Source organism: Azospirillum brasilense (assembly GCF_007827815.1).
GTDB classification, from domain to species: domain Bacteria; phylum Pseudomonadota; class Alphaproteobacteria; order Azospirillales; family Azospirillaceae; genus Azospirillum; species Azospirillum brasilense_C.
Genome location: NZ_VITH01000033.1, coordinates 1 through 4,729 on the forward strand (window position 1 = coordinate 1; position 4,729 = coordinate 4,729).

Consider the following 4,729-nt stretch of genomic DNA (forward strand, 5'->3'; position numbering starts at 1 on the left):
GACTCTACCGAAGACCCACGATGACCGCCCCGCTGTGGAAAACCGGCCCGCCTACGCCAGCTCTGGGGGGCGCTTCGGCGGGCCGGTTCCCCACAACTCCTACACCACGTTCAGGGACGTGACCCTCTGGGCGAGCGGTGCCAAGGACAGTTTGAGAGGCGCGGTCCGTGGGTGTGGGCGGGGCGCGTTTCGCCGACTGGGTTACCTCGCATCCTCCGCCCGGTCGGCGGGGACGGGCAATGTTGACAAGCGGCGCGCCGAGGCTCTCAAAGAGAGGCTAGGAAAGTTTCCCGCAATCTCAAAAAGAAAAGCGAGGCGGGGTGTTCCACCCGCCTCGCTTAATGTGGCGAAACCTCAGTTTATCAGACAACCGACATGGTTCTTCAGCCAAAGAATGATAAGTGAACATCAGGCAGTTCAATGGTATCGAGGTTGCTCTTTCGTCTTGAATGAGAATTCTCTAACGCAAATTTTGATAAATAGAGGTGTCCTTCACTCAAAGAATGATTTATCTCTGATTGGGCTGGGTCAATTATCAAGCCCTTCTGGAGTATTTGCTCACCGGGCTGGCTGAGCGTGTGACGCTGGCTCGCGCCGGCTTGGCGTTGCGCGCATTGGGGGTGGGATGACGATCCGGTGTTGCGTTGCGGGGGCTGACGTGAGGCAAAGGCGGGATGACCGTTCCGCCGCGCTATCGCCTGAGCGACGCTGAGAAGGACGCCCTGCTCGTCGAGCAAGCGGCGCTGATCGAGCGCATGGCAGCACGGATTGCCGAACTGGAAGCGTTGGTTGGCAAGCCGAAGAAGACCTCGGCGAACTCCCACATCCCACCTTCGCAGGATGGCCCCGGGGGCAAGGCCCGCAAGGCGAAGCGGGGGCGCAAACCGCGGCCGTCCCGTCCCGGTGTCGCGCGGCCGCTCGCGCCTGACCCCGATCGCACGGAGCGCCGTCTGGCCGAGGAATGCCCGCATTGCCAAACGGCGCTGTCGGCGGCGGGACAGCGCTGCCGGCAGCGCTACGACCACATCGATCTGCCCGAAATCCGCCCGGTGGTGACGCGGGTCGAGCTGTTCGGCGGCCGCTGCGGTTCGTGTGGGCGGCGCTACCGGGCCGAGCCGCTCGCGACTATGCCGCCGGGCACGCCGTTCGGACCCGGCATCCGCTCTTTGCTGGCCTACCTGCATCACAGCCACCACGTCAGCTTCGAGCGCTTGGCGCGCATGCTCAAGGAACTGTTCGGGCCGACCATTTCCGAGGGTGCCATCGCCAACGCGTTCCGCCGCATGGGCACCGCGTTTGACACCGCCGGCGCGGCGATCAAGGCCAAGCTTTTGGGCGCCTCGGTCATCGCGTCGGACGAGACCACGACGCGGGTCAACGGCGTGACGCACTGGCAGTGGGTGTTCCATTCCGATGCGGCCGTGCTGCACACCATCGCGCCGAGCCGGGGCCGGGCGGTGGCCGCCGCGGTTCTGGGCGCGCACCAGCCCGCGGTGTGGATCTCCGACCGCTACGCCGGCCAGCAGGAACTCGGGTAGCTCCACCAAGTGTGTTTGGCGCACGTCTTGAGGGACGTGCAGTACGCCATCGACGGCGGCGACAGCGTGGTGGCGCCGAAGATCCGCGATCACCTGCGTTGGGCGATCCGCGTCGGCAAGCGAAGACCGGGCCTGAAGGACAGCACGCTGGCTGCCTACGCCACCAAGGCCGAACGACGCCTCGATGCCCTGCTCGGAGTGCCCGCCGCCCATCCGGCCGGGCGCGAGTTGCAGCGCCAGGTCAAGGCGTGGCGCGGCAAGTTCTTCGTCTTCCTCAGCGACCGCCGCGTGCCGCCCACCAACAACGGCAGTGAGCAGGAAATCCGCCCGTCCGTGATCTTCCGCAAGGTCACCAACGGCTTCCGTTCCCAGTGGGGCCCGGGTATCCACGCCGGCTATCGCTCCGTCACCGGCACCGCGCGCCGCCAAGGCCAGTCCGCCTGGACCGCCATCCGCAACCTCATCGACGGCACCTTCGTCGTCGCTTAACGGCTCAGCTGCCGCCAGCCGGGTGAGCAAACACCTTCTGGATTGATAGAAGCCGTGTTTTTGCGAGGCGCGGAACCCGTGGGTCGGTCGGCGGGCTCGTTCGGAGGTCGGTCGCCCTGTACGACAGCAGCTTGTCTGCACAGGCAACCAACATCATCAGGCTTTGCAGGTGTTGTGTAATAGTGGAACGCTGTCGGGACCTGGTGTGTTGGGCTATTCAGGATTATGGCTGGCGGATCAAAAGGCGCCTGGGCTCCGCGTCGCTGCAGGTGAGGCATCGACGCGAACTCACCCGATATGCCGTGACGAGTCATAACTATCCGTTGTGGTGCTGCCAGTTAGCCTCAAACCTGTTTCCGGTTGTGAAGTGCGGGTCAAACCCAAACCGCTTGTCCACCTATTTGCCCGCCCGGTCCGTGCGACCTTACTCGCGCGGCAGAATCAGGTTTGCTGCTCAGCTCAGGGTGTATGCCGCCCAGGGAGGTGTCCCATCCAAACACCGATCATAATGGCGTTGGCGTTTGTGTAGCGCCTTTGGCTCACCGCTGCACGGGGATGTGGAAAAATGGTCGAACTTCGGACTGCTGCCTCAGCCGATGCTTCCAACTGCCCGTCTGGCGACCCTCACGTATATCCAGGCAGACCACGCTGATCCGAAGTTCGATCTGTCAATGCCGGCTCCTTTCGCACAAACACCAGATGAATTCGTTAAAATTTATCTGGTTTATTTCTAGTGGAACTCTAGTAATATCTGAAATGGAAGCTAAGATGAAAGGTAATGAAAAGATAAAAGTGCGTGCAGATCCCCAAGTTCATCATGGCCGACTTGTTCTGCGAGGTTCTCCATCTCGGGGTGAAAGCCTGCTAAATTTCTGCGAGCGCATTAGTTTTGAGAATGGATACGAAAGCCCTTTTTGGCTTCTTGATAAGCCAAGCGGGTCTATTGATGAATTTTTTGAGGACAGAAACATTAAAAGAATAGCATATGTATCCGGGTGCTCTCATGAAGATTTAGTAATGCGCAGCTATAAAACGTACAACGCTGATGGAGTTAGTGTGCATTTTTTTGACAAAATAATATATGGAGAATACATAAAATACGAAATCCCAAAAATATGCACAATCTGTTTGATGGTTGGTTTGACTCCATGTGCTGCGTGGGATATATCGCTGTGGGTTGCATGTCCGATACATGAGGTTGGTCTTATTGAGCGATGCCCTTCATGCGGAGTCAGGCTTACGTGTTTGCGAAAAGAGCCATGCCGGTGCGTTTGTGGATTTGACTTGCGCTGCTGTGTTGGTGGTGCGGCAGATATCTCAGAAATTTATTGTGCACAACATTTGGCAGCTCTGATTGACTGGCATGTTGAAGAGTTTATAAGGCCAGAATTTTCAAGAAGTATTATGAGGCTTGAATTGAACGGGTTTTTGAGACTCGTAACGGAGCTTATGTACGTTCCCGTTCGTCAATCTCGCTCTTCTGGAGAAGTGTATTTTGAATTTATTCCCCTATTTCGATCGTATAATTTGGGAATAATGTTCATTGCGCCGATTTTGTTTGGGTGGCCCAGCGTTTTTTATGCGCATATTCTGGATATCAATGATATGATAATTCAAGGAAGGGGCAGTTCGCAGTTCTTCATGTCTATTTCGTATATGGAAAAAATGAGGGGGCTGTCTATTCTGGTCGATGGCAGTGATTATGAATGGAGGAAACGATTTCCAACATACATGTCAGGAGATTGGTTGGCAGAACTTGAAGAAAGGTGCGCGCGAAATGATTAAAGATAGGCCAAAATTTCTGATTTTCTCCAAACGCATGAAATCCCGTGCTTTGAATCCGAGGGAATGAAAGGCTGAAGCCCGTACATTCTTAGAGAGGCTGCCAAGCTTCTATGGCTTATGCCGCTCCGTGCGGGCAGATCACGTGAAAGGCAATAGTTTTCTTGGAATCCGATAATCGCCTTCCAAGGGATACCGCATTTGCGCAGTCGGCCTTGCTGGGCATCGGCTTGCAAGCAGCCGGCATGGACCAGGATCGGTATCATCCGGACCGTGACGCCGAGGGCTTTGGCGGCTTCCCGGACGCTCAGGCATCGATCCCCTGACGGGCGGACCGTATGACCGAACACTTCGTCGCGACGAACGTACAAAGCGCGGAGTGATTGCAGGGAAGACGTTGAGCGTTCCATCCACAATGGCAGATGTCCGTTCAGAACCTCCTGGATCACAGAGGAAAGACGAGCGCGTTTGTGAGCTGGGAGATCCGCCAAGGCGATCATGTCTACCGCTGGTTGGGCCATCGGTTCGGCGAGGGTGCGGAGTCGACTCAGCAGAGTGTGCAGGGCATTCTCATCGTACCGATATCCACCTGCACTTTCCGGGATGCTCGCGATAAGGCCGCTGCGTCGAAGGCGCTCAATCTGAAAGTTTGATGTGCCGAGGAGTGATGCCGCCTCGTCGCATGATCGCGACGTGTCCCTGCCGGTTCTGACCGCTTCCAAGCTCTGTGGTTCCACCAGAATCTGGCGGCGTCTTCCCATTCTCCGAAGTTCGCCGTTCAGGGTGCCGCCTTCGATCATCCGGGCGACGCGTCCGCTTGTCACCCCTAGCAGGCCGCTGAAAAAGGCTATGCCCGGCTTGGCGGTCGTGCTTCTCTCCGGTCGAAGAGAAAGCGGCTGGCGAGGGGACGATGCGGGGAT

Annotated in this window: 2 protein-coding genes and 1 pseudogene; 2 read left to right on the top strand and 1 reads right to left on the bottom strand. The window is 57.6% G+C overall.

Features of this window, described 5'->3' with window-relative positions; genetic code table 11:
• Positions 1 to 674 precede the first annotated feature (674 nt).
• Positions 675 to 2,027 (top strand): annotated as a pseudogene (gene tnpC, locus FBZ83_RS31180) (IS66 family transposase).
• Between the two features lie 768 nt (positions 2,028 to 2,795).
• On the top strand, positions 2,796 to 3,812 hold the full coding sequence (locus FBZ83_RS31185) for a TniQ family protein (protein WP_186466246.1): 1,017 nt from the start codon (positions 2,796 to 2,798) through the stop codon (positions 3,810 to 3,812).
• Here the strand turns inward: FBZ83_RS31185 and FBZ83_RS31190 are convergent.
• A partial coding sequence (locus tag FBZ83_RS31190; RefSeq protein WP_211101727.1) for a hypothetical protein occupies positions 3,809 to 4,729 on the bottom strand: 921 nt, incomplete at its 5' end. The two genes, FBZ83_RS31185 and FBZ83_RS31190, sit on opposite strands and share 4 nt — an antisense overlap.

Bases quoted from the DNA above. Each gene is read 5' to 3' on its own strand.
- FBZ83_RS31185 (WP_186466246.1), top strand. From the start codon at position 2,796: ATGAAAGGTAATGAAAAGATAAAAGTGCGTGCAGATCCCCAAGTTCAT.